The sequence below is a fragment of the Micromonospora sp. S-DT3-3-22 genome (genome assembly GCF_015354745.1).
Classification (GTDB): Bacteria; Actinomycetota; Actinomycetes; order Mycobacteriales; family Micromonosporaceae; genus Micromonospora; species Micromonospora wenchangensis.
The window spans coordinates 1-4775 of sequence record NZ_JACGMO010000224.1 but is presented as its reverse complement, the minus strand read 5'-3'; the positions used below and the strand labels follow the sequence as shown (position 1 = coordinate 4775).

Annotated in this window: 3 protein-coding genes and 1 pseudogene; 2 read left to right on the top strand and 2 right to left on the bottom strand. The window is 76.0% G+C overall.

The features are described from left to right. Positions 1-2173, bottom strand: a 2173-nt coding sequence (gene eccCa / locus H1A17_RS33360; RefSeq protein WP_194823752.1) for a type VII secretion protein EccCa, incomplete at its 3' end; no start/stop codon positions are given. A gap of 102 nt (positions 2174-2275) precedes the next feature. Here eccCa and eccD point away from each other — a divergent pair. Continuing rightward, the gene (gene eccD, locus H1A17_RS33355; protein ID WP_194823751.1) at positions 2276-3676 is read left to right on the top strand and encodes a type VII secretion integral membrane protein EccD; all 1401 of its coding nucleotides are present in this window, start codon (positions 2276-2278) and stop codon (positions 3674-3676) included. 91 nt (positions 3677-3767) lie between these two features. Here the strand turns inward: eccD and H1A17_RS33350 are convergent, their stop codons facing one another. After that, entirely contained in the window at positions 3768-4271 is a 504-nt protein-coding gene (locus H1A17_RS33350; RefSeq protein WP_145922114.1) for an inorganic diphosphatase, read from the bottom strand. A 214-nt stretch (positions 4272-4485) separates the two neighbouring features. Here H1A17_RS33350 and H1A17_RS34950 point away from each other — a divergent pair. Continuing rightward, positions 4486-4775, top strand: a pseudogene (locus H1A17_RS34950) (D-alanyl-D-alanine carboxypeptidase/D-alanyl-D-alanine-endopeptidase); the annotation flags it as partial.

Genomic DNA, 4775 nt, shown 5'->3' with positions numbered 1-4775 from the left:
CCGCGCCGGTGCCGCCGCCCCCGGCCGGGCCGCCGTGCCGCCGCAGCGGGCCGGAGACGTACGCGGCCCGGAACCGGACCAGCGGGTCGGTGCCGGCGCGCAGGTAGCCGTGCCCGGGGGAGCGGGGCAGCTCGTGCGCGTCCGGCACCCCGAGCACCGTGCGGGACTCCAGCGCCGAGAAGGTCCGCAACCCGATCCGGTACGACAGGTGGGTGTCCAGCCCGCGCAGCCGCCCCTCCTCCAGCCGCTGGCTGGCCAGCAGCAGGTGGACCCCGAGTGACCGGCCCAGCCGGCCGATCTGCACGAACAGGTCGATGAAGTCGGGCTTGGCCGAGAGCAGTTCGGAGAACTCGTCGCAGACCAGCAGCAGCGACGGCAGCGGGGCGAGCGGCGCGCCGGCCGTCCGGGCCCGCTCGTAGTCGCGCAGGCTGGCGAAGTTGCCGGCCCGGCGCAGCAGCTCCTGGCGGCGCATCAGCTCACCGTTGATGGCGTCCACCATCCGGTCGACCAGCGGCAGCGCGTCGACCAGGTTGGTGATCACCGCGGCGGTGTGCGGCAGCCGGTCGAAGGAGGCGAAGGTGGCCCCACCCTTGAAGTCGACCAGGACGAAGTTGAGCTGTTCCGAGCTGTGCGTGGCGGCCAACGCCAGGACCAGGGTGCGCAGCAGCTCCGACTTGCCGGAACCGGTCGCCCCGATCAGCAGCCCGTGCGGGCCCATCCCGTCCTGCGCCGACTCCTTGAGGTCCAGCTCGACCGCGCCGCCGTCCGGGCCGACCCCGATCGGCACCCGCAGCCGGTCCCGGGGCGGGCGGGGCAGCCAGCCCTGGTCGGCGGTGAACCCCTCCGGGTCGCCCAGCCCGAGCAGTTCGGGGAGGCCGGGTTCGGCCCCGGGGGCGGCCTCGGTGCCCCGGGCGACGGCGGCGAGCCGCAGCGGGGCGAGCCGCCGGGCGACGGCCTCCGCGTCGACGACGTCCAGCCGGTCGGCGGTGCCCACCTCGGCGTGTCCCTCGGCCGACCAGGAGTGCAGCCGGCCGGCGCGGACCTCCAGCAGCAGGGCGAAGCGGTCCAGCAGGCGCGGTGGCGGGGTGTCGAGGTCGAGCACGGTGACCGCGTCGATGCCGCCGTCGCCGGTCAGTTCGGTGGCGTCGGTCAGGTCACCGCCGTCGAGGAGCACCACCACGTGCGGGCCGTCGGTGGCCGGCCCGGCGGGGCTGAACCGGGACCGGCTGGCCAGCACGTCGCCGAGGAGCCGTTCCAGGTCGACGGCGGAGCTGGTGACCAGTCGGACGGGGCCGAGCGCGTCGACCCGGGTCGGGTGGTGGGCGTGCGGCAGCCACTTCACCCACTCCCAGTGCCGACGCCGTTCCGGGCCGGCGCAGACGGCGACGAGCAGTTCGTCGGGGGCGTGGAAGACGGCGAGCTGGAGGAGCATCGCGCGGGCCAGCGCCTGCGCGTCGGGTGAGCCGGTGCCGGGGCCGCCCTCCGTCGTGCCCCCGCCCGGCCCGGCCGGCTGCCCGCCCCGGACGAAGACCCGGGCGAAGCTGCGCAGCGACAGCGCCACCGGCAGGTCCGGCACCACCGAGTACGCGTCGAGGAACCGCCGCAGCGCCCCCGCGGTCATCGGCTCCAGTTCCTCAAGCGGCCGGGTGACCGGCGGCACCAGGGGGGTGGCCAGCGTCTGCGGCCCGACGGCGACCCGCACCACGCCGAAGTCGGGGTCGCCGGGGCGGCGTTCCCAGACCCGGTGGCTGTCCACCGTCGACCAGAGCCGGCCCGGGTCGGGATGCCGGTAGTACAGCCCGGCCCGCTGCTGCCGGGCGGTCTGCCGGACCCGTCGCCGCAGGGTGCCCAGGTGCCGCAGGTACTCCCGACGGGCGGCCATCATCTCCGACTTCCTCGGGCTGCCGGTGGCGCTGCCCCAGGAGGTCATCAGCATCGCCACCGAGGAGAGCCCGAACATTCCGCCCACCACGTACGAGTAGGCGCCGCCGCCCCGACCGAACATCATCGCCATCGCCACCGTGCCGCCCAGCATCGGCAGCACCATCAGCGCCTGCTGCCAGCGCCCGCCGGTGACCACCGGGATCTCGGGCGGACCCTGCACGGGCAGTTCGCCGACCGGGATCTCCGGGGCGGGCCGGCGCGGTGGCCGCTTGATGACGACAGTGGACAAATCCATCTCCCTGTGGCGCTCGGTAACCCGAACCTGGCTCATCGTAGGTAAAGTGCGCGTCGTCCGTCAGCCACCGCTCCCGATCGATATGGAGTCCCGTCGATGACCATCGGGCTGGCCAGGGTCACCATCAGCGCGCCGGGGCGACGCGTCGACGTGGCCCTGCCGGAACAGGTCCCCCTGGCCGAGCTGCTGCCCGAGGTGCTCCGGCACGCCGGGGAGGGGCTGGCCGACGACGGCGAGCGGCACGGCGGCTGGGTGCTGCGACGTACCGACGGGGCGGTGCTGGTGACCGCGCAGCCGCTGCTCCCGCAGGGGGTGCGCGACGGCGAGGTGCTGCACCTGGTGCCCGCCCACGACCAGTGGCCCGAGCTGGAGTACGACGACGTGGTCGAGGCCATCGCCGACGGCGCGCGCCGCCGGGGCGCGGCCTGGTCGCCGGCGACGACCCGGGTGGCCGTGCTGGCCGGCGCGGCCGTCCCGCTCGCCGTGGGGCTGCTCGCCGTGCTGGCCGCCGGGCCGGGACAGCCCGCCGCCTGGCCCGCCGCGGGCGCGGTGGCGCTGCTGCTCACCCTCGCTTGCACCACCGCCTCCCGGGCGTACGGCGACGGCCCGACCGGGGCCACCCTCGGCGGCTACGCCCTGCCGTACGCCGCAACGGCCGGCGCCCTCGCGGTCAGCTCGGGCGACCCGGTGGGGGCGTTACGGCCGCTGCCCTGGCTCGGCGCGCCCGAACTGCTCGCCGGTGCGGTGGCGCTGCTCCTGGCCGCCGTGCTGGGCCTGCTCGGCGTCGCCACCCGACTGCGGGTCTTCGTGGCCGGCGCGACGGCCGGCGCGGTGGGCGCACTCGCCGGTCTGGGCGGGCTGCTGCTCGACCCGGCCGGCACCGCCGCCGTGCTGCTCTGCGTGCTGGTCTTCGTCCTCGGGGCGCTGCCGCTGCTGGCGATCCGGCTGGGCAAGGTGCCGCTGCCGCCGATCACCCTGCCGGACGGCCCCACGGGTGACCCGGACGGCGTACGGGACCTGCCGGACCGGGCCCGGGTGCACGCGGCGGTGGCCCGCAGCGAGGAGATGCTGACCGGGATGCTGCTCGGGCACGCGGTCGCGGTGGTGGCCGCCGTGCTGGTGCTCGCCGCCGCCGGTGGGCTCGCCGGGCGGGTGCTGGTGGCCGTCGGCGCGGCGGTGCTGCTGTTGCGGTCCCGGCTGTTCGTGGCCGTCCGGCACCGGGTGCCTCCGGTCACGGCCGGGCTGGCCGGGTTCGCGGTGCTCGGGGCGGTGCTCGCCGGCCGGCCCGGTGCCCCCGGGCTGCTGGCGTTGAGCGGGGGTGGGCTGCTCGTCGCCCTGCTCGCCGTAGCCGCCGGCACGACGTACGCCCGGCGGCCGGTCTCGCCGTACCTCGGTCGGGTGGCCGACCTGACCGACACCGCGCTGGTGGTGGCGGTGGTCCCGGTGGCCTGCGCGGTGCTGGACCTCTACGACGCGGCCCGGGGCCTGCTGGGGTGACCGCCGCCCGCCCCGACCGGCGTCGGGCGGGCACGACGGAGGCCCGGACCGACCGGTCCGGGCCTGTCGCGGAAAGCCGGTGGCCGGTGGGTCAGTGCCCGCCGCCCTGCGCCTCGGCCTCGCGGGCCCGCTGGTAGGACGCCAGCACCTCGGCCTCGGCCTCGACCCGGCCGACCCAGGTCGCGCCCTCGACCGACTTGCCCGGTTCGAGGTCCTTGTAGACCTCGAAGAAGTGCTGGATCTCCAGCCGGTCGAACTCGCCCAGGTGGTGGATGTCGCGCAGGTGCTCCTGGCGGGGGTCCTCGTAGGGCACGCAGAGGACCTTGTCGTCGCCGCCCTTCTCGTCGGTCATCCGGAACATGCCGATGGTGCGGCAGCGGATCAGGCACCCCGGGAAGGTCGGCTCGGGGACCAGCACCAGCGCGTCCAGCGGGTCGCCGTCCTCGCCGAGGGTGCCCTCGATGAAGCCGTAGTCGGCCGGGTACTGGGTCGACGTGAACAGGGTGCGGTCCAGCCGGATCCGGCCCGTCGCGTGGTCCACCTCGTACTTGTTTCGGTGACCCTTCGGGATCTCAACCGTGACGTCGAAATCCATCTCCCACGCTCCCTCGTCTGCCCACGCTGGCTGAACGGAACCACTGACGCCCCGGTGCGGATGAATGGCCACCCGTCGGCTCCGGACGCCGCATAGTCTTCGGACCGAAGTAGTGTCACCCAGGCGAGTTCGGCGGCGGGAGGAGGGGGTCGTGGGGAGGGAAGATTCACACTACCGCCCGGAGGGGGTTGACGGCCGGGGATCGGGCCGGTCCGTGACCGGCGGTGCCACCGGTCGGGTCTCGGTGCCCGACGCGAACGTCCCCCGTCGCCCCGAGTCGACGCCCGAACCGCCGGTCACCGGTCGGACCGGCGAGCACCCGCCACCGCCGGCCTGGCGTCCGCCGTCCGTGACCGGCGACCGGCCGGCCGTCGGGTCCGCCCCGGTGTCACCCCCGTTCCCGCCGTCCGGTGCCGCCCCGGCCGCCGGCTCCGCGTCGGTCCCCCCGCACCGGGGCGCGGCCCCGGTCGCCCCCCAGCCGGGCGTGGCGTCGCCGCCGGCCCC